Genomic DNA, 25,945 nt, shown 5'->3' with positions numbered 1-25,945 from the left:
CCGGAAGGGCTTCCCCGTACCTTGTCCAGATACACGAAGACCCCTTGGAACCATTGCGATTCCAAGGGGTCCCCAAGCCAAGCAACCTAGGCTATCTCAGCACACTTTCCACATCCAGTTGTGCGGATCCTCACGCTCGCCCAGCTGGATGCCGAGCAGCTCGTCGCGCAGGTCGACGGTGAGCTTGCCGGATTCGCCGCCGGCGACGGTCACGTCGAAGTCCTTGGACTTGAAGCGGCCGATCGGGGTGATGATGGCGGCGGTGCCGCAGGCGAACACCTCGGTGACCTCGCCGGACTTGATGTCCTCGAGCAGCTGCTTGAGCGGAATCATGGTCTCGACGACGTCGATGCCGCGGTCCTGCATGAGCTGGATCAGGGAGCGACGGGTCACACCCGGCAGGATGTTGCCGGTCAGGGACGGGGTCTCCACGTGGCCGTCCTTGTGCACGACCATCATGTTCATGCCGCCGAGCTCCTCAAGGTAGGTCTTCGTGGCGGCGTCGACGAAGCACACCTGCTGGCATCCGTTGTCGATGCCGGTGTACTCGCCGAGCAGGGAGGCGGCGTAGTTGCCGCCGCACTTGGCGAAGCCGGTGCCGCCGGGGCCGGTGCGGAACCACTTGTCCTCGACCCAGATGCTCACGGGCTTGACGCCGCCCGGGAAGTACGGACCGGACGGGGAGGCGATCACGCAGTAGTCGACCTCCTGCGGGGCGCGCACGCCGAGGAACGGCTCGGAGGCGAACATGAACGGACGCATGTACAGCGTGTATTCGCGACGGGACGGCACCCAGTTGACGTCACGCTTGACGAGCGCGGCGACGGAGCCGAGGAAGTCGTCGATGGACAGCTCAGGCAGGTAGAGGCGCTTGGCGGAGTTCTGGAAACGCTCGGCGTTCGCGTCCGGGCGGAACAGCCAGGTGGAGCCGTCGGCGTGGCGGTACGCCTTGAGGCCCTCGAAGACCTCCTGCGCGTAGTGCAGCACGGAGGCGCCCGGGTCCAGCTTGAGCGGTGCGTACGGCTCGACGCGACGATCGGACCATCCCTCGCCCTTGGTCCAGGTCATGTGGGTCATGTTATCGGAGAAGACCTGTCCGAACGCCGGCTTGTCGATCAGCTCCTGACGCTTGGCGTCGGATGCGGGGTTCTCGTTCGGCAGTACGGTGAAGGGCTCGGCAAGCTTGTCGAGTTCCGCAGGATCGTGATGCGTGTTTTCAGTCATGTTCACTTCTTTTGGTATCAGGCCGCCGGAGGCGGTGTTCGTTGCGAAGATTCGGTCGCGCGCTCGTGGCACACGGTGCTGAGGGATACTTTGTCACATCCCGTCATCCAGAATATGGTCTGGTTCACATTCTGAAAAGAGATGAAAAGACCCGCGACGGTTCAAGGTCGCGGGTCGATTCGATATCGATCTCATGTGGCACGACGGGCGCGAGACCCGTCATGTCGTCGGCCGGATTCGCTCCGGCATCGATCACTTGGCGGCAGCGGCGTCCGCAGCCGGAGCGGCAGCGGCGTCGGCAGCCGGAGCGGCCTCCGAGGCGGCGGTGGACTCGGTGGCGTCCTCCGGAACCTCGACGGAGACGACGGACTCCTCCGGATCCTCGATGTCCAGCTCGGCGCCCTCCGGCAGGACGACGTCCTTGGCGAACACCTTGGCGCCGTCGGCCAGGCCGTCGACGTTGATGACGATCTTCTCCGGCAGGTTGGCGACATCGGCGCGGACCTTGAGCTCCTGGATGTCGACGAACGCGACGGCGGCGCCCTTCGGGGTGCCCTCGACGAAGACCGGCACCTCGACGTCGATCTTCTCGCCGGCCTTGACCTCGTAGAAGTCGATGTGCTCGACGATGCGCTTGACGGGGTTGCGCTGGACGTCCTTGACGACGGCCATGGCCTTGTCCTCGCCGAAGGTCAGCTCGAACAGGGCGTTGGTGTGGCGCAGGGCGTTGGTGGTCTCCTTCATCGGGAGGGTGATGAACTTCGGCTCGGCGCCACCGGCGTAGATGGTGGCGGGGATGCGCTTGGCGACGCGCATACGGCGGGCAACGCCCTTGCCGAACTCGTTACGGACTTCACCGTTGAGGGTGATCTTGTTGGCCATTGCTGGACTCCTTAGGTTGGTTAACAGTGTTGTGTCACTTGTCGTTCTGTCTTGTTTGACGCCACGACGCGCCGCAGAACGATCCCCTAAGGAGGGAAGGTATTCACGCCGAGTCGATAACGGAGGAGCGGCCCCTTGGGGACTGCTTCTCCCTCGCCAAAGCAACAGCAATCAAGTATATCCGGGGACGGGACAAGGTACCGGTAGCGACTAGACTGGAGGGGATTGATGTTGCTTCGAGGGAATCGAGTTGCGATGAAGCGAATCACCAGAGACGCGCTTATCGGGTCCGGCGTCGCGGCCGGAGTCCTTGGCGCGGGATTGCTGTCGACGGCCGAGCTGATGTTCCGCCTGTCGTTGGACGTCAAATACTCGCATTGGATGGAGCGTCTGATGTCGGCTCCGGCCGCGGCCCCGTATCTCGAGACGCCGCATCGCGATTCCGCCGAGGAGGCGGAGGCCGCCCGTTGGTTCGAGACGGCGAAGCAGCCGGTCTGCCTGCGCAGCGAGGATGGCCTGAAGCTCAACGGATGGCTGTTCGACCCGGACTGCGCCTCCCCCGCCCCGCATCTGTATGCGATCACCATGCATGGATACACCGGAGGGCCGGCGGAGATGGCGAAGTATGCGCATCGCTTCGCGCGCATGGGATTCACCGTGCTCGTGCCCGCGCAGCGGTGTCACGAGAGGAGCGAGGGCCGCTACATCGGCATGGGATGGCTGGAGCGTCGCGATCTCATGGGATGGATCACGCTCATCGTCGCAAGCGATCCGGAGGCGCGCATCCTGCTGCAGGGTGTATCGATGGGGGCCGCGACGGTGATGATGACCACCGGCGAGCCGCAGCTGCCGCGTAACGTGGTCGCGGCGATCGAGGACTGCGGCTACACGTCGGTGTGGGACCAGTTCCTGTTCAATGCGAAGCACATGTACCATCTGCCGTATCGCTGGATGGGCGTGCCGGTCGTCTCCGCGATGTCCGCGATCGCGCGGAGGAGGGCCGGATACGGATTCAAGGAGGCGTCGAGCGTCGCCTCGCTGCGGCACACGATCATTCCGATGATGTTCATCCACGGCGCCGCGGACACCTTCGTGGATCCGGGGTTCCTCGACCGCAACATCGCGGCGTGCGCCGGCCCCGACCGCGAACGCCTGCTCGTGCCCGGCGCGGGTCATGCGATGAGCGCGAGCACTGATCCCGATCTCTATTGGAGCCGGGTCACGGCGTTCGTGGAACGGGTGTTCGGGCTGTAGGAATACCGTAGGGATGAATACAGCTCCTTGGGCGCGGATGCTACTTCGCCGGGGCAACCACGAAGATGCGGGCCGAAGGCCGGTCGATGTCGGCCGCATGGACACGCACGGTGTCGGCGTCGAGGCGTTCGACAGTCCATGGCACCGCGTCCGGTGCATGTTCCTGCAGCGCGGGATCGGGGAAGATCTGACGTATCGCGGCGGATTCCTGCACCTCGATGTCAACGAAGGAATCGCCTGCGCGACGCCACACCGTCACATAGGATGAAACGTCACCGTCATCATCACCCGCCGCGGCAGGCGTGGGCCGCAGCCCGGAGACCAGCCAGTCATCGTTGAAATCGGGCAAGCCGGCGGGCCACCACGGTACCAGTCGTTCCTGTTCGGCGAGTACGCGTCGATGCAGTGTGATCGCGTCACGCACCAGTGCGAGCCTCGTATCGTCCATGCGGTTGATGAATCCGGATAGGTACAGTCTGCCGAGCACGCCGGTCGCCAGAGTGAGCACGGCGGTCTCGTCGTCCATCTCCTGCTGCGCGTAGCCCCAATTGCCCTGCTGTTCGGGCAGGATCGTCAATCCGGCCCCCGCCGCAATGGCGGCGTAGATCAGCGGATCACACTGGTCGGAGGTCGATTGCAGATCGAGCCTGGACAGCTGCGCATAGTCGGCGCGCATCGCACCCGAACCGCAGTTCTCGATCATCACGTCCGGATGGCGACGGCGCAGATCGTCCAGCCAGTCGAGATACGCACGACAATGGGCGAGCAGTCCGCCGCCGACCGATTCGGCATCGCGATCGGTACCGGTGCCCGGCACCGTGTTGTAGTCGAATTTGAAGAACACCGCACCGAATTCGTCGATCAGCCGATCAACGGTGCGCGTGACGTGCTCTCGGGCAGCCGCGGAACGGAAATCGAGCAGATACCGACCGGAATCGCACACACGCACACCGTGACGGGTGAAGAACGCCTCATCCGGAAGCGATTGTGCCAACGGCGATTTGACGCCGATCACCTCCGGCTCGAGCCACAGGCCCAGACCCATGCCGTGCTCGCGGATGGTGCGCGCGATCCCCTCCAGACCGGCAGTGCCGAAACGGTTCGCGGACGGCTCCCATTCGCCGACCATGTCCCACCAGCCACCGTCGGTGCTGTCGTACCAGCCGGCGTCGATGCAGAACACGTCCGCACCGGCCTTGGCGGCTCCTTCGATCAGCGGCAGCTCCTTGTCGAGACGCGGGTCGCCGAACAGCGTGTTCATGTAGTCGTTGTAGATCACCAGTCCCTGCGTATGCTCGAACTCCGTTTCGCGTCCCAGCTCGGCCGCCTTCGCGCGGCGCAGGGCGCGACGCTGCAGCGTCATTTCGGCGACGGCCCGCTGCCAATCCCCCGCGGCAAGTGCGAACGAGACCGGCACGCTGGTGAAGTCGTTGTTCTCCCCCAGCATGGTGCACCAATGATGATCCCGATATTCGGGGCCGAATGCGGTGATGTGCAGACCGGGATCGTTCTCGCCGACCTCCCATTCCCATGCGCCGTTATGTTCGATCTGCCACATCACACAGAAGGCCGGATCATCGTCCTTCGCGGACAGCGCCTCGACGATGCCCACCGGCTGGTGTACGCCGGTGGACCAGGTCGAGGCCGAACTCAGCGCGAACCGTGAACTGGACTCGCCCGGGTTGATGATCTGGTTGCGGTCACGCACCGCGGTGTCGCGCAACGGCGCGCAGTGCCAGTCGTTCTCCACGGCCCATGCGCTGTCACCCCAGTACAGACGGGATGCGTCGACCGTGGCTCCGGCAGGATCCATCGGCAGCGTGAGATTCAGCGACGAGACCGCCTCGACGGGGAACGGCTTCGCCGAGTGCACCACCGTGTACGTACGTACCGCGGACAGCCCCGGATATGCCTCGAACACAGAGGTGACGACCAGACCGTCGTCGAGAACCGTCGAGGAAACGACGGCGGAGCCCGTGCGGGCACCTACACCCGCCTCGGACTGATCGTCCACCGCGGGATTGTCGGCTCCAGTCGGCCGGCCGCCCGGCATCAGCTGGTCGTACGGCGCATACTGCATGATCTCCAGCCGGTACGGTTCGGCACCGCCGTCATCGGTCACTTCCGTCCGCGCCTCGACGAACCGCAGCTTCGACCCGGCGACCGTGGCGATCAGCGCAAGCCGGTTGTCGTTCGAACCCGTATCGGCAGCACGCACCTCCACGATCGACCGCGGATCACGCTGATCCACGGTGGTCTCTTCGGCGAGCGCCGGCATGCCGCGCCCCGACGCGCCGACCAGCCGCACCGGCGCATCCGAGGTTGCCACGAACGCCAGCGATATCACGCCATTGCCCCATACGAATCGTCCCTGCGCGTCCCGCACCACGAGACCCGTATTTCCCTGCCGACCGACCACCCAGTCTCCTTTGCTCACGAGTCGATTGTCAAGTTGCCGATTATCCGCCCAGCCTCCCCTACGCCAGCAGTTCCTTGACGGCGGCGATGACGGCCTGCAGGCTCTTCTTCGCGTCGCCGAACAGCATCTGCGTGTTGTCCTCGAAGTAGAGCTCGTTCTGGATGCCGGCGTAGCCCATGCCGCGGCCGCGCTTCATGACGACCACGTTCTGCGCCTTGTCCACGTCGAGGATCGGCATACCGGAGACCGGGGTGCCGGGGCGGCGTGCGGCCGGGTTGGTCACATCGTTCGCGCCGACGACCAGGGCCACATTGGCCTGCGGGAACTGCGGGTTGATCTCCTCGAGGTCCACCAGCTCCTCGTAGGGCACGTTGGCCTCAGCGAGCAGCACGTTCATGTGGCCCGGCATACGGCCGGCCACCGGGTGGATCGCGTAGGAGACCTCGACGCCGTGGGCCTTGAGCAGCTCGCCGAGGTCGGCGAGCTCGCGCTGGGCCTGCGCCTGGGCGAGGCCGAAGCCCGGCACGAAGATGACCTTCTCGGCGTAGACGAGCTGGACGGCGAGGTCGTCCGGCGAGGTCTCCTTCATCGTGCCCTCGGGGCCCTCGCCCGCGGCCGCGGCACCCGAGCCACCGCCGAAGCCGCCGGCGAGGACGGAGATCAGCGGACGGTTCATGGCCTGGGCCATGAGGATGGACAGGGTCACGCCGGCCGAGCCGACGAGCGCACCGGCGACGATCAGAGCCACGTTGTCGATGGCGAGGCCGGACATGGCCACGGCCGTACCGGTGCAGGCGTTGAGCACGGAGATGACGACGGGCATGTCGGCGCCGCCGATCGGGATGACGAACACCAGACCGTAGGCGAGGGCGAACACGGTGGTCAGAATCGACCACAGGAGTCGCTGCTCGGGCTGGACGCACAGCATGACGAGAGCGGCGATGGACAGCACGGCGAACAGCACGTTCCATACGCCCTTGCCGGGCAGGGCGAGCTTCTTGACCCACCTGATGCCCTGCAGCTTGCCGGCGGCGATGAGCGAGCCGGTGAACGTCACGGAGCCGATGAGGATGCCCAGGCCCGCGGTGATGAGCACCACGATGTCCGGCAGCCCCTCCTTGGTGAGGATGTCGTTCAGGGCCACGAGGGCGGCCGCGCCGCCGCCGACCGTGTTGAACACGGAGACGAGCTGCGGCATGTCGGTCATCTTGACCTTCTTGGCGGACACGACGCCGGCGATCGCGCCGATGGCGATGCCGACGACGAGCACGACGACGGCGATCGTGTTGATAAAGCCCTTGGCGAACAGCACGATGAACGCCATGAGCACGGCGACGACCATGCCGAACGCGGAGATCTGGTTGCCCTTGCGCGCGGTCTTGGGCGAGTTCATGAAGTGCAGACCCACCACGAACATGACGGCGGAGAACAGATAGACGAACCATGCGACGATGTCGATGGTTCCCACGGTTGCGGAGGCCATTTACTTCTCCTCCCCCTTCTTCTTGTTGGACTTGAACATCTCGAGCATGCGATCGGTGACCACGTAGCCGCCGACGACGTTCATCGTGCCGAGTACAGCGGCGAGGAAGATGAACGCGTAGGCGAGCGGCGAGTTGGCCTCGGCGGCGACGATCACTACGCCGACGATGACGATGCCGTGGATGGAGTTCGCTCCGGACATGAGCGGCGTATGCAGGGTGGCGGGCACCTTGCCGATCACCTCGATGCCGATGAGCAGGGCGAGTACGAACAGTGTGATGGAAACGACGAGCGTAGGCATCCTTATCCCCTTCCTTTACTTCTTCTCTTCCGCCGCGGACGCTCCGGACGCCGAGGGCGTCGGCGCCTCGACGCGTCCCGCCACGATCAGCGCGGAATCCAGCTCCTCATTAAGGTCCTGCGCAAGCCTGCCGTCGCGCACGAAGTGGGCGAGCACGTCGGCCACGTTACGAGAGAGCAGGTTGGAGGCGGTGGTCGCCACTCCCGAAGCCAGATAGGGGGCTCCGATGATGGTGACTCCCCCGTCGGTCACGTGCGTGCCGACCGCGGATCCCTCGACATTGCCGCCGAGATCGGATGCCGCGCAGTCGACGATGACGGCGCCACGCTTGAGCCCGTCGACGCCGGCCTTGGTGAGCAGCACCGGGGGCTTCCTGCCCGGAACCTTCGCAGTGGTGATGACGATGTCGAAGCCGGCGGCCTTCTCATCGACGGCGGCCTGCTGCTGCGCCTGCTCCTCGGGGGTCAGGGCGCGCGCGTATCCGCCCTCGCCCTGACCCTTGGAGAAGTCGAGTCCCAGATCGAGGAACTTCGCGCCCAGCGACTCGACCTCGCCCTTGGAGGCGGGGCGCACGTCGTAGGCGGTGACGACCGCGCCGAGACGGCGCAACGTGCCGATGGCCTGCAGACCGGCGATGCCGGCGCCGAGCACGAGCGCCTTGGCCGGGCGGATCGTTCCCGCGGCGGTGGTCATCATCGGCAGGAACGAGCCGTAGGCGTCGGCGGCGAGGATCGCGGCCTTGTAGCCCATCACCGAGTTCTGGGAGGTCATCTCGTCCATCGACTGCGCGCTTGAGAGCTGGCGGGGCAGCCTCTCCATGGCGACGCCGACGAGGCCCGCGCCCTCGAGCGCGGCGACGTATTCGGCGTCGGTGAACGAGCCGAGCATGCCGATCACCCACTGTCCCTCACGAAGTTTGGCGAGCGTATCGGCGTCGGGCCTGTCGACGAATCCAAGCACATCGGCCCCGGCGATCACCTCGTCCCGCGTCGCGACGGTCGCGCCCGCCTTCGTGTAGTCATCATCCGTATAGTGCGCGGCGGCGCCCGCGCCGCCTTCGATCAGGCAGGAGACCCCGCTCCGCCCTAGTCTGGTGACGATATCCGGGGTCAGCGCGACGCGGGATTCGACATCCGACGTCTCGCTGAGCACACCGAAAGCCACCGTGGCTTCCTTGCTTCCAGCCATGAGAGCCCTTTCTGACATTGGCTTCAGGCCAGCACCATAACTGGCCATACGCCGACCAGTGTAATCGAAAAAGCGCGCCGCGCCCGGATATCATCCGTCAAACGGGCTTCCCACCGGCGTTTTCCCTACGCTACCGTAAGGTGACGTGTCGCGACGTGACGGCTACACTGGCTTGGTTGAGACAGGACATAGCAGCATTGGCAAGGAGCGTCACGTGTCGGTTTTCTCCACGTTGAAACAGCAGACCACGAACATCACGCGGAAGGCGTTGCGTCTCGGCACCGATTTCGTGCACCCGGTGGGTGACGATTCGGGTATGGAGCCCGACTACGTCTCCGAGGACGAGGCCCAGGAGGGCATCTCCCGCGAGGAGAACATCACCCTGCCGCACACCGACGAGTGGGGCCCGGGATACCCGACCACCACCTTCATCGACGAGAAGACCGGTCTGCTCACCTCCGAGACCGCCGGCAATCCGCCGCTCGACGATCACACGACGATCTACAGCATCTACGAGGACCGTGCGCGCCGCATGGGCGACGAGCCGCTGTACACGTACAAGGAAAACGGCGAGTGGGTCTCGAAGACCGCCAACGAGTTCCTCGTCGAAGTGCGCAAGGTGGCCAAGGGCCTGCTGCACTACGGATTGAAGAAGGGCGATGCGGTCGCGTTCATGTGCCGCACCTCCTACGAGTGGGATCTGGCCGACGCGGCGATCATGGCGTGCGGCGGCGTGCTCGCCTCCATCTACGACACCGATTCGGCCGAGCAGATCCGCAACATCGTCAACAACTCCGACGCCCGTCTGCTCATCGTCCAGGACACGGCGATGCGCGACAAGGCGGACGGGGCGATCGAGGAGTGCCCCTCGCTCGAGCAGATCGTATGCATCGAGACCGGCGGCCTCGACGAGATCGCCGCATACGGCGATTCGGTGAGCGACGAGGAGCTCGACGAGCGCATCGACTCCCTGCGCAAGACCGACCTGTGCTCGATCATCTACACCTCCGGATCCACCTCCGCCCCGAAGGGCGTCGAAATGACCCACGAGAACTACTGCACCGATGCGTTCAATCTGCGCGACTACATGCCCGACCTGCTCAAGAACGACAAGCACGGATCCATCCTGCTCTTCCTGCCGCAGGCGCACACGTTCGCCCGTGCGATCAACTACATCTGCGTGGCCAGCGACCTGCGCATCTACATCGCCACCGGCATCAAGACGCTGCTCACCGATCTTCAGGTCGCCAGGCCCACCGTGATGATCGTCGTGCCGCGCGTGCTGGAGAAGGTGTACAACGCGGCCTCGCAGAAGGCCGGACACGGTGCCAAGGGCATGCTGTTCGCCGCCGCCGTGACCTCCGCGCAGAAGTACATGAAGGAGGTCAGCGAGAACGGCAAGGCCGGTGCGCTCACCGCGATGCGCCGCTCCTCCTTCGACCCGATCGTCTACAAGTCGCTGCGCGAGGTGCTCGGCGGACGCATGCGCTGGATCGTCACCGGCGGCGCGCCGCTCGACCCCGAGCTGCTCGCCTTCTTCCGCGGCGCGAACGTGCCGGTGTACGAGGGCTACGGTCTGACCGAGACGACCGCCCCGTGCGCGTTCAACCCGCTGGGCGTGCCGTTCCACGAGGGTTCGGTCGGCATTCCGTTCCCGAGCTTCAGGCTTCGCATCGCCGAGGACGGCGAGATTCAGGTGGCCGGCCCGGTGGTGTTCCATCGCTACCACAAGAACGACGAGGCCACCGAGAACGCGTTCACGCCGGACGGCTGGCATATGACCGGCGATCTGGGCCGACTCGACAACGACGGCTTCCTGTACATCACCGGACGCAAGAAGGATCTCATCATCACCGCCGGCGGCAAGAACGTGGCGCCCGGTCCGATCGAGGAGGTCATCCAGCGTTGCGAGATCGTCTCGCAGGCGCTGGTGCTGGGCGACAAGCGTCCGTTCATCTCCGCGCTGATCACGCTTGACGAGGAGACGCTGCGCCCGTGGCTCGAGGCCAAGGGACTGGACCGCAACATGTCGATGGAGGACGCGGCCAACAACGCGGCCGTGCGCGCCGAAGTGCAGAAGTGGGTCGATCAGGCCAACGAGGGAGTCTCCCGCGCCGAGTCCGTGCGCAAGTTCATCATCCTGCCCGAGGAGTTCACGCAGGAGAACGGGCTGATGACCGCGTCTCTGAAGGTCATCCGTCCGAAGGTGATCAAGCGCTACGCCACGCTGCTCGCCACGCAGATGTACACGAAGAAGACCGCCCCGCGTCAGTGACGGCTGACGGTCTTCCATACGGCAAAGCCCCCTCGTGACGAGGGGGCTTTATTGTTGCGATTCAGCGCTTGCCGGCGTAGATCACGTTGTCGATGAGGTCGCGGTAGCGTTCGGTGATCGCCTCACGGCGGGCCTTCATCGACGCGGTGACCAGACCGTTGTCCTCGGTGAAGTCGTCGGGCACGATCTCGAACTTGCGGATCGATTCCGCGCGGGAGACCAGCTCGTCCGCCTGGTTGACGGCACGTTCGACCTCCGCGTGCACGATCGGGTTCCTCGAGGCCTCGGCCAGATCCCTGCACGGTGCGGCTCCCTGCGATTCCAGCCATGCGTTCGTCTCGGCCAGATCGAGTGCGATGATCGCGGCGATGAACGGCTTGCGGTCGCCGACGACCACGCATTGGTTGACGACCGGCGAGGTCATCACCGACGCCTCGAGCTCACCGGGGCTGACGTTCTTGCCGCCGGCCGTGATGATGAGGTCCTTCTTGCGGCCGGTCACGGTGACGAAGCCGTCATCGTCGAGCGAGCCCAGGTCACCGGTGTGCAGCCATCCGTCGACGATCTGCTGTGCGGTGATCTCCGGATGGTTATGGTAGCCGACGCACACGGCGGGACTCTTGATGCACAGTTCGCCGTCCTCGGCGATGCCGACCGCGGTGCCCTGCATCGGCAGGCCGATCGTGCCGATCCTATAGCCGGAGGTCGGATTGACGGAGGCCGGCGCGCAGGTCTCGGTCATGCCATAGCCCTCGAGCAGCGGCAGGCCGATGCCGTTGAAGAAGTGCGCGATCGACTTGTCGAGCGGGGCGCCGCCGCACACCGCGTATTCGACGTGGCCGCCGAACACCTGCATGATCGACTTGTAGACGAGCTTGGAGTACGCCGCATGCCTGACGCCCAGCCAGAACGGGATCGGGTCCCCGGACTGCTGGGCGACGCTCCACTCGCGCGCGACGCCGGTGGCGCCCGCGAAGACGCGGCCCTTGAGACCCGCGCCTGCCTTCTGCGAGGCGGCGTTGTAGATCTTCTCGAAGATGCGCGGCACGGCGAGGATGAACGTCGGCTTGAATGCGGCGAAGTCGGCCAGGATCGTCTTCAGGTTGCCGGACAGGCCCAGCGTGACGTTGCCGGCGAAGCAGAAGAACTGCATGTACCGGGCGAAGACGTGCGCAAGCGGCAGGAACAGCCACAGACGCGCGTATTCCGGCATCGCGATGTCCGGCATCGAACGCACGCCGGAGTAGGTGATGAACAGGAAGTTGCCATGGCTCAGCTCGATGCCCTTCGGCGTTCCGGTGGATCCTGACGTGTACACGATGGTCGCCAGATCGGTGCCGCGCACCGCCTGCTCGCGTTCGCGGAACTCCGCGTCGGTGACGGTCCTGCCGTACTCCTCGATGGTGTCGAGCGCACCGAAATCGATGACGTACACGTCGCCCAGATCCGGGCAACGATCGCGCACGGATTCGATCTTGTCGCGCTGCATGTCGTTCTCGGCGAAGGCCATCTTCACATTGGAATCGTTGAAGATCGTGCTCACCTGCACGGACGAGTTGGTCTCGTACACCGGCACGGTGAGCGCGCCGATGGACATGATGGCCATGTCGAGCGCGGTCCACTCCCAACGGGTCTTGGAGATCACGGACACGCAGTCGCCGGGCATGACGCCGCGCGCGATCAGTCCCTTGGCCAGGGCGATGACCTTGTCGCGGAATTCGACGGCGGTGAACGACTTCCATTCACCGGTCTTCGGATCCTTGTATTCGACGAGCGACTTGTCCGGCGTACGCGCGGCACGGTCATCGAGGATCGAGAACAGATTGCCGTCGGTGTCGATCGGCTGTTCCAACGGCCGCAGGTATTCCTTGATCATATGCTCCCCTACGAGTTGTACCTAATGCTTCGTCCCCGATTGTAGCCAGCCCGACGGAAGGACGGCCGGTTTGAGACCGATGCGTCGCCTGCCCGTCAACGGCTGCGGATCGAGATAGTCGCGTCTGCCTCGACGAACACCCCAGTGCAGACAGCCGTCATGGCAATGGTCCGACGCCACCGCCACCTGACCGAACGGCTCACCGCGGGTCACCGCCGTGCCGACCGGCAGATCGGTGGACGCCGGTTCGAAGGTGAGGATGAGGCCGTCGTCGGTGCGGATGCTGACCACCTGCTTGCCGGCGACCTGGCCGGCGAACGCGATGACGCCCCGCGCCGGGGCGATCAGCCGATCCCCCTCCTGAGCCTCAAGATCGATGCCGCGATGTCCGGCGAGCCATGGGCTGTCGGGAGCGTCGAACGGGGCGACGGCTACGGGCGCTTCCAACGGCCAGGCCATACCAACGCGGCACGCACCCATGGAGCCGCCGACGTCATCGCCGTTGTCATCGCCGTTGCCGGATGACATGCCGGATGATGCCGCATTCGCCAGTGCGATCTCGCCGGCCGGGATCGTCGTCATCATCAGCGTCATCATCCCCGTTGCCGTCAGCATCGCCGCCATGAGACGTCGTCTGGGGCCCATGCCTCCTCCATTGCCTCCTTCACCGGGACCGTGATTCGGACCGGATCCGTGATACCGACGTTCTCCGCGGCGTCGACGTTCGTCGTTCCTCTCATCCGATCGACCTCGACGATCGCGACGATCGCGACCTGCTTGCGTCATATATGCCTTGCATGCGTCGTATATACGACGCAGTGGGTTCATGGTGTTCATAATCGGGCTCCTTTGCCACGTGATGGATGGTCCCCATCGATGGATGGTCCCGTCCACGATGCACACGAAGACCGGGAGGAATCCAGTCGAACGGAGAATGTGGATGAAACCTGCGAAAATCTTCACAAACAGAACTCTGCGCAAACAGAAAAACCCGCTCAAAGCGGGGTAATGATGGAGCGGACAACGGGACTCGAACCCGCGGTCTCAACCTTGGCAAGGTTGCGCTTTACCAACTAAGCTATGTCCGCATAGGATTCCCGCCGTGAGAAGCGGGATTCCAGTGGGCGATGTAGGAATCGAACCTACGACCCCTTCGGTGTGAACGAAGTGCGCTAGCCGCTGCGCCAATCGCCCGAAAAAATTCGGTATTCAGTTATATCCACCGGATTGCTCCGATTTCGTGGGCGATACAAGATTCGAACTTGTGACCCCTTCCGTGTCAGGGAAGTGCGCTACCACTGCGCCAACCGCCCGGGCCTGCATGTCATTCGGCTGATGCGCATCAGCCGTCCGAGAGGTGGGTACGAGAGTCGAACTCGTCTATACGGCTTTGCAGGCCGCTGCCTAACCGCTTGGCTAACCCACCGTAAGGTTCGTCAACTCTTCGGACCTTAGAGCGGACAACGGGACTCGAACCCGCGGTCTCAACCTTGGCAAGGTTGCGCTTTACCAACTAAGCTATGTCCGCGTGATTTCCAGCGGTTGTTCCCGCCGAAGCACGAGTAACTACTATAACGACATCCTTCTGTTTTGCAAGCACGGCGTGTCGCGCTCCTGATCGGCAGGAGAACAGGTCGGGAGCATGCGGGAACGCCCACGGCGAAAACCGCATGAAACCACCCTTTCCGACATATTCGCCGGTTACTGTAGGAGATATGAGCGAAGAACGAGACGAACATCCGAATGTGCTGATCGCGGCATTCGAAGGTTGGAATGACGCATGCCAGGCCGCCACGAACGCGGTCCGTCATCTGGTGGACCGGTACGACGCCCGCGAGATCAGGCACATCAGCTGCGACGGCTACTACGACTATCAGGTGTCGCGCCCGATGCTCTGCCGGGCACTCGGCTCACCGCGCATCATATGGCCGCAGACCACGTTCTACGAGATCACCCTCTCCCCCACGCGCCGCATCTTCGCGCAGATCGCGCCCGAGCCCAACTACCGGTGGCGCGAATACTGCCGTCAGAGCCTGCATATCGCCGACGAGCTCGACGTAGACCATATCGTGACGCTCGGCTCGATGTTCGCCAACTGCCCGCATACGCGTCCGGTGCCGGTGGACGTCTCCCACGATCTCGAGGTCGAGAACCCCTCGGAGGGCTATACGGGTCCGGTCGGCATCCCCACGGTGCTCGACGACATGGCCCGCGAGCAGTCGTTCGACACCACGTCCCTGTGGGCGTCCATCCCCCAGTACACCGGCAACGACGATTGCCCGAAGGCCACGCTGGCGCTGCTCGATCGCCTGGGCGACGAGTTGGGCCTTACGTTCGATCCCGGCGATCTGGAGGCCGAGACCCGCGTCTGGGAGGCCAAGGCGTCGATGCTGCTGCACTGCAGCGACCAGCTCGCCGAGTACGTGCATCACCTCGAGCGGGACTGGGACGCCGCCGAGGAGGCCCGCCGGACCGCCGCCGCCAACCCCGCCCAGGCCGAACAACTGGTCAAGGAAGCCGAGGACTTCCTCAAGAACCTCTGATCAGAACCTCTGATCAGAGGTTCTGATCATCCGAGCAGCGAACGGCACATCGAGCGATATTCGCTCACGTATCCTCCGCCGAAGAACACGCAGTGCCCGGCGATCGGATACAGACGCCACAGCGTCATGCGCTCCTCCCATCCGGCCTTGAGCGGATGCACGGACTGGTAGCCGTCGAGGATGTCACGCAGATAGGTCATGCCGAACAGACCCAGCATGGCGAGATCCTCCTCGCGGTGCCCGCCGTGTGCCGCCGGGTCGATGAGCACCGCCTCGCTGTATCCACGATCCGCGGCCCACATCACGTTGCCGCTCCACAGGTCGCCGTGCACACGCGCCGGCTTGTCGTTCGCGGCGCGCCCCAGCAGATCGGGCAGCGCATCGATGACGCGTTCGGTCAGTTCCATGTCATGCCTGTCGAGTTCGCCACGGCGCATGCCGAGCTCGACCATCGGCAGAAGCCGCCCCTCGGCGAAGTAGGTGGCGGGGTCGTCCCACGTGCCGGTGTCCATCGGCACCGGGTCCTGCAGCGGTCCGAAATAGCAGGTGCCTTCGTATCCGGCCGGAGCCGAACCGAAGTGTGGTGCGCCGGCGTCATGCATCCGAGCCAGCGCCGCGCCGAAGTCGTGCGCGGCCTTGACGGTCGGCATCGCCGAATGCACGCGTTCGATGTCGAGATGGTCGTCACCCCAGCCGATCACCTTGACGACCCGGGGGCCGCCCTGCTCCATCGCCTCGCCGAGCCACTGCAGTCCCCTGCCCTCGCATTCGAAGAATCCCTTCGGACTGAAGGCCCTGCTTTTGCGATACGTGTCCATGACGGCTCCTTTCAATGCTGCTGTTACGCTTCTCCATGGCCGCGCAGTGCGTGACGACGACCATGCCGCGTTCCGCATTCCACGATAGTCGGCTCCAATGTGTGCTTTGTGCAAGATATCCACATATACCCCCGTCGTGAGCGTGGTCTTAGCCCCCAATGAGTACAGTGGACAACGCAATTGACGATTTGCCCGAAGATCATAGAAGGTAAGTAAAGGGATATGAATTTCTTTCAGGCGATTTTCCTCGGTCTCGTCCAGGCGTTGACCGAATATCTGCCGGTCTCCTCCAGCGCGCACATCCGCATCATCGGAGATCTGATGATCGGCTCCGATCCGGGCGCCGCATTCACCGCCATCATCCAGATCGGCACCGAGCTGGCCGTGATTCTGTACTACCGCCGTGACATCATCCGCATTCTCGGCGCATGGTTCGGTTCGCTGTTCGGCAAGGAGGGCACGGATCTCAAATCGCGTCTGGGCGCCAAGAACCCGGATACGCAGATGGGCTGGTTCATCATCATCGGCACCATGCCGATCCTGATCGCGGGCCTGCTGTTCAAGGACGTCATCGAGACCACGCTGCGCAACCTGTGGATCACGGTGACCGTGCTCGCCGTGTTCGGCGTGCTGCTGTGGATCTTCGATTCGCGCGCCAAGCAGGTCAAGTCGATGAGCCAGATGACCGTCAAGGACGCCATCATCTTCGGCGTGGGCCAGATGCTCGCCCTGATCCCCGGCGTCTCCCGCTCCGGCGGCACCATCACCTTCGGCCGTGCGATGGGCTACACCCGCGAGGCGGCCGTGCGTGTGAGCTTCCTGATGGCCATTCCGGCCGTGTTCGGCGCGGGCATCCTCGAGTCCGTCTCCGCGATCAAGGACGTGAACGAGTGCGCCGCAACCAAGGCCGCCGACGCGTGCGCGGCGATCGGTGGCGCGGCCTGGCCGGGCTGGGGTCCGACGATCGCCGCGACGATCGTGGCGTTCTTCGTCGGCTACATCGTGATCATCGGCTTCCTGAAGTTCGTCTCGACGTTCTCCTACAGGGCGTTCGCGATCTACCGCATCGGTCTGGCCGTCGTGGTGGCGATTCTGCTGCTGACCGGCGTGCTGCCGGCGATCGATCCGTCCGTTGCCGGATGACGACGTTCACGCCGGACATGACCGGCGTGAACCAGCTCCCGATGAGCCTATAGTGAGGGCCGCATCCCGTTGCGCAATGCGCGCGGGGATGCGGCCCTCACTCGTTATCGTCCGGAATCATCCGAATCGCTTCAGCTCAGTGCGTCCTTCAATTTCGAGAAGAAGCCCTTCTTGCCGGAGGCGCCGCCTGTGGCGGGACGCGAGCTCTGCGCCACATGGGTGGCACCGTTGTCGTGTGAGGAGGCGAAGCGTTCGATCAGGTCGCGTTCCTCGTCGGAAAGCTTGGTGGGGATCTCCACGGCGATATGGGCGACGAGATCGCCACGCTCGCCCTGCTCGCGCATGCGGGCCACGCCCAGCCCCTTCAGGGTGACGGTGTCCTCGGGCTGGCATCCGGCGGGCACGGAGACGGTCTGTGGCCCGTCGAAGGTCTCGATCTCGAGATCATGGCCGAGCACGGCCCAGCTCATCGGCACGCGCACCCAGCAGTGCAGGTCGTCGCCGTCGCGGGTGAACTCCTTGTTCGCCTTGATGCGGATGTCGACGTAGAGGTCGCCGGCCGCGCCGCCGCCCTCGCCGACCTCGCCCTGATTGGCCAGACGGATGCGGGATTCGTCGCGGATGCCGGCGGGCACCTTGACGCCTACGTTGCGCGTGACGCGCACACGACCGTGGCCCATGCACGAGGGGCACGGCTTGGAGATGATGTCCCCGTGGCCTTCGCAGCGCTCGCACGGCGCGGAGGTCATCATCTGGCCAAGCATCGTGCGCACGACCTTCTGCCTGAAGCCGCTGCCGTGGCAGTCGGGGCACGTCGTGGGCTTGGAGCCGTCGGCCGATCCGGTGCCGGAACAGTCGGGGCACAGACCGAACGTGGTGATGCGCACCTGTTCGGTGCCGCCGAACACCGCGGTCTTCAGATCGATGGACATGCTGGCGAGCGCGTCGCGTCCGGGTTGGGTGCGCGGCGTCGGCCCCTGTGCGCCGCCTGCGAACGCGCCGCCGAAGAACGTGCTGAACACGTCGCCCATGTCTCCGAAGCCGGCCTGTCCGAAGCCGGATGCCGCGGCGTTGGGATCGTTCGGGTCGACGCCGGAATCGTACATGCGCCGCTTGTCGGGGTCGCGCAGCACTTCGTAGGCGTTGTTGACCTCCTTGAACTTGTCCTCGAACTCGGGTCCGGCGATGTCTGGATGGTATTTGCGGCTCATCTTGCGATAGGCCTTCTTGATTTCCTCTTCGCTCGCGGTGCGTTCGACTCCCAGCACCTCGTAGTAATCTGCCACGGTTCGTTTGGTCCTTTATTCTGGTTGGTTGCTAGCGGGTTATTGTGTCACAAGGCTCGGTCAGGCGGCCGGTTCGCCGTCTGCTCTGTCCGACCGTCCGGATGATGCGGATGGTGCGGATCGGGATGGGTTGTCTGTGGATCCGTCGGCGGGCTCGTCACCGCCGAGGAAGGCGGTGAGGTATCGGGCCACCGCACGCACGGCGGCGATGGTGGCGGCGTAGTCCATGTGGGTTGGACCGATCGAGCCGACGAACGCGACCGGTTCGCCGGATTCGTTGCGTACCGGCTCGAGTGCGGACGACTCCGATTCGGCGTGGCCGTATCCGCCGGAGACGACCGCGGCGTGCAGCAGTCCCGGGGTGTGGGTCTCGGATCCGATGGCGACGCCGACGCCGTCGGCTCCGTCGGCGCGCGCGCTCTGCTCGCTCAGCGCGCTCATGAGCTTCATGAGGACGACCTGTTCCTCCAATGCGTCGAAGAGCGGTGCGAGATCGGCCATCGTGCGCTGGTGCGCGAGTCTGGATGCGCCGGACATGTACAGTTCGCTGGCGCGTTCATCGTCGGACATCGAAGTGAACGCTTCGGCCAGTTCCTCGGCCAGCGGGGCGAGGTCGCGGAAGCGCGCGTCCCTAGCGAGAGCGCGCACCATCTGGGCGGCGGCGAGCAGCGACGCACCGGAGCATCCGGCGTTGATCGCGTCGGTGAGGTCGTTGAGGGCGCCGGTCGGGGGCATGGTCGTGACGGCAAGCGTGTGCTGGGCGACGCGTCCGGTGTCGGTGATGACTACGGCGAGGAGCGTGCTCATGGCCACGGGCACCAGCTCGACGTGGCGCAGCGTGGCGCGGGCGAGCGACGGCGATGCGACGACGGCCACCTGCCCGGTGATCTGGGAGAGCAGTCGTGCGGCCCGCTGCAGGGTGTCCTGCAGGCTTGCCGATCCGGACAGGAAGCTGTCGATGCCCCGCCGCTGCGCCTTCGACAGGGGCACGACGGTGGCGAGTCGGTCCACGAAGTATCGGTATCCCTTCTCCGTGGGGACGCGGCCGGCCGAGGTGTGTGGCTGGATCAGATAGCCCTCGTCCTCGAGCGCGGCCATGTCGTTGCGCACGGTGGCCGAGCTCACCCCGAGATCGTGCTGTTTGGTCAGCGCCCCCGATCCGACCGGCTCCTGCGAACGGATGTAGTCCTCGACGACGGCGCGCAGGACCAGCATGCGCCTCGATTGAGGCATGCGCACCTCCTTCAGATACGGCCCGATGGGCAGCGGTCCGCGCCCGCCGGACAAACGTTCATCAACAATTCATCTCGCTTCATGCAATGCGGCCTTCGGCGTCGACACGCCGCCGAAAATGGCCTATTTGCACATATTCATTGTATTAGCACTCCCATATGTCGAGTGCTAACGCGTTCGTCGGCAGCGAAGTGGCACATTCTGTGAACGCTAACGGAACAGAAGCTACCAAAACACGCCAAAATCACACCACTACGTCGTGAAATGACGGTAACATAGGCATCGCAATGTGAGGGCGTCTTGCGCTCGGCACAAGCCGGATACGCGGCCCGACCAATTGGAAGGAAAGTAATCCATGACCGAATTCAAGGAGACCGAACTGGACGAACGCGCCATCAAGATGGCGAAGGTCCTGTCGGCCGACGCGGTTGAGAAGGCCGGTTCCGGCCACCCCGGTTCCCCCATCTCCCTGGCGCCCGTCGCCTACACTCTGTACCAGCACTTCATCAAGCATGATCCGAACGATCCCAACTGGGAAGGCCGCGATCGCTTCATCCTTTCGGGCGGTCACGCATCCCTCACTCAGTACGTTCAGCTGTACTTCTCCGGCTACGGCGTGACCCTGGACGACCTCAAGCACTTCCGCGGCGGTGCCGACACCCGCACCCCGGGCCACCCGGAGTACGGCCTGACCCCGGGCATCGAGATGACCACCGGCCCGCTGGGCCAGGGCTTCGCCTCCGCCATCGGCTTCGCCTACGGCGAGCGCTTCCAGCGCGGCCTGCTCGACCCGAACACCCCGAAGGAAGAGTCCCCCTTCTACCACAAGATCTGGGCAATCTGCGGTGAGGGCGACATCGAGGAGGGCATCTCCGGCGAGGCCGCCTCGCTGGCCGCCAACCAGAAGCTCGGCAACCTGACCGTGATCTTCGATGCCAACCGCATCCAGATCGAGGGCGACACCAACCTGGTGCTGGCCGAGGACGTGCTCAAGCGCTTCCAGGCCTACGGCTGGTACACCGACGAGTTCAGCTTCATCCAGCCCGATGGCTCCTACAAGGAGGACATCGAGGGTCTGGCCGACGTCATCGCCAAGGCCGAGGCCGCCGCTCCGGACCAGCCGAAGCTCATCAAGGTCCACTCCCTGATCGCCTGGCCGACCCCGGGCAAGACCAACGATCCGTCCTCCCACGGCTCCAAGCTGGGCGCCGAGGCCGTCGCCGGCCTCAAGAAGCTCCTCGGCTACGATCCGGAGGAGTCCTTCCACGTCGACGAGGAGGCCCTCGCCCACGCCCGCAAGGTCGCCGAGCGCGGCCTCGAAGCCCACAAGGAATGGGACGAGAAGTTCGACGCCTGGCGCAAGGCCAACCCGGACAAGGCCGCCCTGTACGACCGTCTGAAGGCCGGCGAACTGCCGGAGGGCTTCGACAAGGCCATCGATGATCTCGAGGCCACCTTCGAGGTCGGCAAGGGCGTCGCCACCCGTGGCGCCTCCGGCTCCGTTCTCAACGCCATCGCGGCCGTCATGCCGGAACTGTGGGGTGGCTCCGCCGACCTCGGCGGCTCCAACAAGACCGACCTCAAGGGCGCCGCCACCTTCGCCCCGGCCGAGTGCGCCACCGCTCAGTGGCCGAACTGCAACGAGTTCGGTCGCCAGCTGCACTTCGGCGTGCGCGAGTTCACCATGGGCTGCATCACCAACGGCATCCTGCTGGGCTCCCACACCCGTCCGTTCGGCGGCACCTTCTTCATGTTCTCCGACTACGAGCGCTCCGCCGTCCGTCTGGCCGCCCTCATGGAGATCCCGAACCTGTACATCTGGTCCCACGACTCCGTCGCCGTCGGCGAGGATGGCCCGACCCACCAGCCGATCGAGCACCTGGCCTCCTTCCGCGCCATCCCGCAGCTCGAGGTCATCCGCCCGGCGGACGCCTTCGAGACCGCCGAGGCCTACCGCTACTTCTTCGAGAAGAAGAACACGCTGCCGGGCGCCATGGTGCTGACCCGTCAGGGCGTGCCGGTGCTCGCCGAGACCGCCGCCAAGGCCAAGGACGGTGTCCGCAAGGGCGCCTACGTCCTGGTCGACACCGAGGGCACCCCGGACGTCATCCTTCTGGCTTCCGGTTCCGAGGTCCAGTGGGCCGTGGCCGCCGCCAAGACCCTGGCCGACGAGGGCATCAAGGCCCGCGTCGTCTCCGTGCCGTCCATGGAGTGGTTCGAGGAGCAGGACGCCGAGTACAAGGAGGCCGTGCTTCCGGCCGCCGTCAAGGCCCGTGTCTCCGTCGAGGCCGGCGTGGCGATGCCGTGGTACAAGTACCTCGGCTCCTACGGCAAGCCCGTCTCCATCGAGCAGTTCGGCCTGCAGGGCAACGGCGCGCAGAACATGATCGACCTCGGCATCACCGCCGAGCACGTGGTCGAGGCCGCCAAGGCCTCCATCGCGGAAGTCGAAGCCGCCAAGTGATCCATCGATCGGTGGCCTTCGGCACGCCATAGCGGCCGTGCCGAAGGCCACCGATCCGCCCACCAACAATAGATTTCGAAGTTTGATCCAATAAGGTATCAAGGAGAAAATAAATGACTGAAGCAACTCAGCGCACGTCCGACAACGGCGTTTCCATCTGGCTGGACGATCTGTCCCGCTCCCGCATCGAGTCCGGCTCCCTGCAGGACCTCATCGCCAACAAGAACGTGGTCGGCGTCACCACCAACCCGTCCATCTTCCAGAAGGCCCTGAGCCAGGTCGGTCCGTACGACGCGCAGCTCAAGGAGCTGGGCAAGGTCGACGTCGAGACCGCCGTGCGTGAGCTCACCACCACCGATGTGCGCAACGCCACCGACATCTTCCGCGAGATCGCCGAGAAGACCGACTTCGTCGACGGCCGTGTCTCCATCGAGGTCGACCCGCGTCTGGCCCACGACACCGAGAACACCGCCAAGCAGGCCGTTGAGCTGTGGGAGAAGGTCAACCGTCCGAACGCGATGATCAAGATCCCGGCGACCCTCGAGGGCCTGCCGGCCATCACCGCCACCCTGGCCAAGGGCATCTCCGTCAACGTCACCCTGATCTTCTCGCTCGAGCGCTACGAGCAGGTCATCGACGCCTTCATCGAGGGCATCGCACAGGCTGACGCCAACGGCCACGACCTCAAGCACATCGGCTCCGTCGCCTCCTTCTTCGTCTCCCGCGTGGACACCGCGGTCGACAAGCTGCTCGAAGCCAACGGCTCCGACGAGGCCAAGGCCCTCGAGGGCAAGGCCGCCGTCGCCAACGCTCGCCTCGCCTACGAGCTGTTCGAGAAGAAGTTCGCCGAGGATCCGCGCTGGGCCGAGCTGGCCGCCAAGGGCGCCAAGGTCCAGCGTCCGCTGTGGGCCTCCACCGGCACCAAGAACGCCGCCTACTCCGACTGCAAGTACGTCGACGAGCTGGTCGCCCCGCACATCGTCAACACGATGCCGGAGAAGACCCTGAACGCTCTGGCCGACCACGGCAACGGCGCTCCGTCCATCGAGGGCACCTTCGAGGAGTCCCACGCCATCATCAACAAGCTGGCTGAGCTGGGCATCAACCTCAAGGACGTCACCGACAAGCTGGAGGCCGACGGTGTCGCCGCCTTCATCAAGTCCTGGGACTCCGTCCTGGCCGACGTCCAGTCCGGCATCGACCGCGTCAACGCCTGAGATCCTCTCAGTCGCGTATCGCGCGTCCACATACCGGCTGAATAGCTGAACCATTGAGGCTCCCGATCTTTACGGTCGGGAGCCTCAATGCGTATGGTGGAGTGCGCACGAATCACAAACACGCGAGAAGAGGATACCCACCATGCAATCGAACGAACATCAGCTGAGTAGCCGTCTGGACGCACGCCAACGGCTGGTGATGACCTTCACGTTCTTCTCGATGTTCTTCGGAGCGGGCAACCTCATCTTCCCGCCGTTCGTGGGTGCGCAGGCGGGATCCGCCGCCCTGCCCGCGGCCATCGGATTCATCGTCTCGGCCGTCGGCCTGCCGATTCTCGGAGTGCTGGCCGTCACGTTCGCGGGCGGATTCGACGCGCTGGCCGGACGGGTCTCCCCCAGATTCGCGCTGCTCCTGGGAATCGCGATCATCCTGACGATCGGACCGTGCTTCGCGATCCCGCGCACGGCGACCACGTCGTTCGAGATGATGGTCGCGCCGTATGTCGCATCCGACTCGCGATGGATCGCACAGCTCGTCTATTCGCTGGTGTTCTTCGCATTGTCGTTCATCTTCGCGCAGCACCCGGAGAAGCTCTCCAAGGTGCTGGGACGGTTCATGGGACCACTGCTGTTGACGCTCATCGCCGTGCTGTTCGTCGCCTGTCTCGTGCATGGCATCGACCGGAACGTGGCGCCGATCGGCGACTATGCGTCCGGGCAGATGGCGCGTGGATTCCTCGACGGCTATCAGACGATGGATCTGCTGGCCGCGCTGTACTTCGGCATCGTGATCTCGGCCAACATCCGCGCCCAGCGGGTCGACGACGAACGGCAGGTGCAGGTCGAGACCGCGTACGCGGGCGTCGGCACCGGCGTGCTGCTCATCCTCATCTACGGCGCGTTGAGCTACGTGGGCGTGGTCTCCGGAGCGATCGCCGCGATCGACCCGTCGACCGACACGGGCGCCACGGTGCTCACCAATCTCACGTCCTCGGTGTTCGGCACCGCCGGCACCGCGTTCCTGGGCGTCGTGTTCGTCATCGCCTGCCTCAACGTGTGCACCGGACTTATCTGCACGTGCGCGACGTACTTCCGCACGAAATTCCCCACCGTCGGCGGACGCACGGTGAGCTACCGCGCATGGCAGCTGCTGTTCACCGTGTTCAGCTTCGTCGTGTCGAACGCGGGGTTGAGCCTCATCATCAAGGTGTCCGTGCCGGTGCTCTCCGCGCTGTACCCGATCTCGATCGTGCTGGTGCTGCTGTCGCTCACCCATCGTGTGCTGGGCGCGCGACTGCCTCGCGTGTACTTCTGGACAGTGCTGCTGGTCGGTCTCGTCGCGTTCGCCGGATGCGTCTCCTCGCTGGTCGCGGTGTTCGGCGGCTCGCTCCCCTGGCTGGATGCGACGCTGGCGCTGCTGCCGTTGCATGATGCCCAGCTCGGATGGGTGCTGCCGGCCGTGCTGGGCATCGTTTGCGGCGTCGTTGACTCGCTGGCGCGGAAACAACGCCATTAGTGTCCGGTAATGTCCGAGCCGATCCAGGGGGAGCCGGGACAGCAATCAATGATCAATCAGCGGAGGCTGAGGCGGCGGCCTCGTTGATGCAGCGGATCGCGTTCAGGGTGCGCGGATAGCCGATGTAGGGCATCGTCTGGGAGACGACGGCGATGAGGAACGCCTTCTCGTTGCCGACGCGCAGATTGGCCTTCGCATGGGCGACGAGCTGCGGTTCGCAGCCACCCTGCGCGGCGAGGAAGCACAGCGTGATCATCTCGCGGTGGCTCGTGTCGAGGCCGTCGCGCGTGTAGTAGTCGCCGAAGCAGTTGTCCGCCAGCCATTTGTTGATGTGTCGGGTCTCCTCCGGTCCGGACGTGGCGAAGCCGCGCATCCCCTCGCCGAAGATCTCGATCTGAGAGCGCTCGCCCGCCTCGGCGCGCGTCTCGGGCGTCGTGGTGGACTGTCCTTCGAGCGGCAGGGTGACGCCGCGGTCGGTCAACACTTCATTGACGATGTTGAGGAACGGCAGGACACGGCCGAATCCGAGGTAGGCGACGGCCTGATAGACGATCTCCTTGACCTGGACCGGTGTCACTCCCCCGTCGAGCGCGACCGGCAGCATCGTGGCGAATGCATCCGCGCCCTGACAGCCGATGAGCGTGGCGAGGATCGCCATCGAGCGGGTGGCGTCATCGAGATCGGGGTGGTTGGCACCCGGCTCGTGGATGACCTCGTCGTAGGCGAATCGGGTGAACAGGTCGATGAACTCCGGGTCGCATTGGCCGAGCGTGGGCTTGTTGTCGGCGAACAGACCGCCTTTCCTGGTTCCGAACATCGATGGT

General features: G+C 64.8%; 19 protein-coding genes and 5 tRNA genes. 7 read left to right on the top strand and 17 right to left on the bottom strand.

Annotated elements, in window-relative coordinates:
• Positions 1-96: 96 nt before the first annotated feature.
• The gene (locus BW11_RS03770) at positions 97-1,224 is read right to left on the bottom strand and encodes a branched-chain amino acid aminotransferase (protein WP_140444724.1); all 1,128 of its coding nucleotides are present in this window, start codon (positions 1,222-1,224) and stop codon (positions 97-99) included.
• 252 nt (positions 1,225-1,476) lie between these two features.
• Positions 1,477-2,106: a 50S ribosomal protein L25/general stress protein Ctc gene (locus BW11_RS03765; RefSeq protein WP_140444723.1), complete on the bottom strand. Its 630-nt coding sequence runs from the start codon at positions 2,104-2,106 to the stop codon at positions 1,477-1,479.
• Positions 2,107-2,361: 255 nt separating this feature from the next.
• Between BW11_RS03765 and BW11_RS03760 the strand changes: the two genes are divergently transcribed.
• On the top strand, positions 2,362-3,360 hold the full coding sequence (locus BW11_RS03760) for an alpha/beta hydrolase (protein ID WP_140444722.1): 999 nt from the start codon (positions 2,362-2,364) through the stop codon (positions 3,358-3,360).
• Between the two features lie 40 nt (positions 3,361-3,400).
• Here BW11_RS03760 and BW11_RS03755 read toward each other — a convergent pair whose 3' ends face one another.
• The 4 genes from BW11_RS03755 to BW11_RS03740 all read right to left on the bottom strand — a co-directional run bounded on the left by BW11_RS03755 (position 3,401) and on the right by BW11_RS03740 (position 8,750).
• Entirely contained in the window at positions 3,401-5,638 is a 2,238-nt protein-coding gene (locus tag BW11_RS03755) for a glycoside hydrolase family 36 protein (RefSeq protein ID WP_181162495.1), read from the bottom strand.
• Positions 5,639-5,837: 199 nt separating this feature from the next.
• Complete coding sequence (locus BW11_RS03750; RefSeq protein WP_043163754.1) at positions 5,838-7,262, bottom strand: NAD(P)(+) transhydrogenase (Re/Si-specific) subunit beta; 1,425 nt, start codon at positions 7,260-7,262, stop codon at positions 5,838-5,840.
• Complete coding sequence (locus BW11_RS03745) at positions 7,263-7,562, bottom strand: NAD(P) transhydrogenase subunit alpha (protein ID WP_043163752.1); 300 nt, start codon at positions 7,560-7,562, stop codon at positions 7,263-7,265.
• Between the two features lie 15 nt (positions 7,563-7,577).
• Positions 7,578-8,750, bottom strand: a complete 1,173-nt coding sequence (locus BW11_RS03740; protein WP_140444721.1) for an NAD(P) transhydrogenase subunit alpha — start codon at positions 8,748-8,750, stop codon at positions 7,578-7,580.
• 214 nt (positions 8,751-8,964) lie between these two features.
• On the opposite strand from BW11_RS03740, the gene BW11_RS03735 reads away from it, so the two are divergent.
• Positions 8,965-11,025, top strand: coding sequence for a long-chain fatty acid--CoA ligase (locus BW11_RS03735; protein WP_140444720.1), 2,061 nt, complete (start codon positions 8,965-8,967; stop codon positions 11,023-11,025).
• A gap of 61 nt (positions 11,026-11,086) precedes the next feature.
• On the opposite strand, the gene BW11_RS03730 is transcribed toward BW11_RS03735, so the two are convergent.
• The 7 genes from BW11_RS03730 to BW11_RS03700 form a co-directional block, all read right to left on the bottom strand.
• Positions 11,087-12,901 carry a long-chain fatty acid--CoA ligase gene (locus tag BW11_RS03730; protein WP_140444719.1) on the bottom strand — a complete coding sequence of 605 codons (1,815 nt, stop codon included), beginning with the start codon at positions 12,899-12,901 and terminating at the stop codon, positions 11,087-11,089.
• A gap of 21 nt (positions 12,902-12,922) precedes the next feature.
• Entirely contained in the window at positions 12,923-13,546 is a 624-nt protein-coding gene (locus tag BW11_RS03725) for a M23 family metallopeptidase (RefSeq protein ID WP_140444718.1), read from the bottom strand.
• Positions 13,547-13,913: 367 nt separating this feature from the next.
• Positions 13,914-13,989, bottom strand: a tRNA-Gly gene (locus BW11_RS03720).
• A 33-nt stretch (positions 13,990-14,022) separates the two neighbouring features.
• Positions 14,023-14,095, bottom strand: a tRNA-Val gene (locus tag BW11_RS03715).
• Positions 14,096-14,142: 47 nt separating this feature from the next.
• Positions 14,143-14,214: transfer RNA gene (locus BW11_RS03710), tRNA-Val, on the bottom strand.
• A gap of 42 nt (positions 14,215-14,256) precedes the next feature.
• Positions 14,257-14,327, bottom strand: a tRNA-Cys gene (locus BW11_RS03705).
• Between the two features lie 29 nt (positions 14,328-14,356).
• Positions 14,357-14,429 (bottom strand) — tRNA-Gly (locus BW11_RS03700).
• Between the two features lie 187 nt (positions 14,430-14,616).
• Between BW11_RS03700 and BW11_RS03695 the strand changes: the two genes are divergently transcribed.
• On the top strand, positions 14,617-15,444 hold the full coding sequence (locus tag BW11_RS03695; protein WP_043163743.1) for a PAC2 family protein: 828 nt from the start codon (positions 14,617-14,619) through the stop codon (positions 15,442-15,444).
• A gap of 26 nt (positions 15,445-15,470) precedes the next feature.
• Here BW11_RS03695 and BW11_RS03690 read toward each other — a convergent pair whose 3' ends face one another.
• Positions 15,471-16,262, bottom strand: coding sequence for a fructosamine kinase family protein (locus BW11_RS03690; protein ID WP_140444717.1), 792 nt, complete (start codon positions 16,260-16,262; stop codon positions 15,471-15,473).
• A gap of 222 nt (positions 16,263-16,484) precedes the next feature.
• Between BW11_RS03690 and BW11_RS03685 the strand changes: the two genes are divergently transcribed.
• Positions 16,485-17,405, top strand: a complete 921-nt coding sequence (locus tag BW11_RS03685) for an undecaprenyl-diphosphate phosphatase (RefSeq protein WP_043163741.1) — start codon at positions 16,485-16,487, stop codon at positions 17,403-17,405.
• A gap of 131 nt (positions 17,406-17,536) precedes the next feature.
• Here BW11_RS03685 and dnaJ read toward each other — a convergent pair whose 3' ends face one another.
• Together dnaJ and hrcA are read right to left on the bottom strand one after the other, a co-directional pair.
• A complete protein-coding gene (gene dnaJ, locus BW11_RS03680) occupies positions 17,537-18,691 on the bottom strand; it encodes a molecular chaperone DnaJ (RefSeq protein WP_140444716.1) in 1,155 nt (384 codons plus the stop codon).
• 60 nt (positions 18,692-18,751) lie between these two features.
• Positions 18,752-19,924, bottom strand: coding sequence for a heat-inducible transcriptional repressor HrcA (gene hrcA, locus BW11_RS03675; protein WP_140444715.1), 1,173 nt, complete (start codon positions 19,922-19,924; stop codon positions 18,752-18,754).
• A 355-nt stretch (positions 19,925-20,279) separates the two neighbouring features.
• Here hrcA and tkt point away from each other — a divergent pair, with 355 nt between their 5' ends.
• From tkt to brnQ, 3 genes are all read left to right on the top strand, one after another.
• Positions 20,280-22,388: a transketolase gene (gene tkt, locus BW11_RS03670; RefSeq protein WP_107044942.1), complete on the top strand. Its 2,109-nt coding sequence runs from the start codon at positions 20,280-20,282 to the stop codon at positions 22,386-22,388.
• A gap of 113 nt (positions 22,389-22,501) precedes the next feature.
• On the top strand, positions 22,502-23,605 hold the full coding sequence (gene tal / locus BW11_RS03665; RefSeq protein ID WP_140444714.1) for a transaldolase: 1,104 nt from the start codon (positions 22,502-22,504) through the stop codon (positions 23,603-23,605).
• A gap of 142 nt (positions 23,606-23,747) precedes the next feature.
• Positions 23,748-25,121 carry a branched-chain amino acid transport system II carrier protein gene (gene brnQ, locus BW11_RS03660; RefSeq protein WP_140444713.1) on the top strand — a complete coding sequence of 458 codons (1,374 nt, stop codon included), beginning with the start codon at positions 23,748-23,750 and terminating at the stop codon, positions 25,119-25,121.
• A gap of 52 nt (positions 25,122-25,173) precedes the next feature.
• On the opposite strand, the gene BW11_RS03655 is transcribed toward brnQ, so the two are convergent.
• A complete protein-coding gene (locus BW11_RS03655) occupies positions 25,174-25,938 on the bottom strand; it encodes a carboxymuconolactone decarboxylase family protein (RefSeq protein ID WP_140444712.1) in 765 nt (254 codons plus the stop codon).
• Between the last annotated feature and the right edge of the window lie 7 nt (positions 25,939-25,945).

It is taken from the genome of Bifidobacterium sp. UTCIF-38, from assembly GCF_006454495.1.
Taxonomy (GTDB): domain Bacteria; phylum Actinomycetota; class Actinomycetes; order Actinomycetales; family Bifidobacteriaceae; genus Bifidobacterium; species Bifidobacterium callitrichos.
The sequence above is the reverse complement of the archived record's forward strand: the minus strand, read 5'-3'. Positions and strand labels throughout refer to the sequence as shown.